Consider the following 658-nt stretch of genomic DNA (forward strand, 5'->3'; position numbering starts at 1 on the left):
CAACTTAACCTCGCATGTAATCGTAACTCGCCGGTTCATTCTACAAAAGGCACGCTATCACCCATTAACGGGCTCTAACTACTTGTAGGCACACGGTTTCAGGATCTCTTTCACTCCCCTTCCGGGGTGCTTTTCACCTTTCCCTCACGGTACTGGTTCACTATCGGTCACTAGGTAGTATTTAGCCTTGGGAGATGGTCCTCCCTGCTTCCGACGGAATTTCACGTGTTCCGCCGTACTCAGGATCCACTCAAGAGGGAACGAAGTTTCAACTACAGGGTTGTTACCTTCTATGACTGACCTTTCCAGATCGATTCGTCTACTTCATTCCTTTGTAACTCCGTATAGAGTGTCCTACAACCCCAAGAGGCAAGCCTCTTGGTTTGGGCTAATCCCGTTTCGCTCGCCGCTACTCAGGGAATCGCGTTTGCTTTCTCTTCCTCCGGGTACTTAGATGTTTCAGTTCCCCGGGTCTGCCTTCAATACCCTATGTATTCAGGTAAAGATTCTATCCCATTACGGATAGAGGGTTTCCCCATTCGGAAATCTCCGGATCAAAGCTTACTTACAGCTCCCCGAAGCATATCGGTGTTAGTCCCGTCCTTCATCGGCTCCTAGTGCCAAGGCATCCACCGTGCGCCCTTTCTAACTTAACCTA

Annotated in this window: 1 rRNA gene; it reads right to left on the bottom strand. The window is 49.5% G+C overall.

The features are described 5' to 3' along the window. A 23S ribosomal RNA gene (locus tag ACRX5O_RS25225) occupies positions 1-656 on the bottom strand; the annotation flags it as partial. Positions 657-658 lie beyond the last annotated feature (2 nt).

This window comes from Robertmurraya mesotrionivorans, assembly GCF_050971805.1.
Lineage (GTDB): Bacteria > Bacillota > Bacilli > Bacillales > Cytobacillaceae > Robertmurraya_A.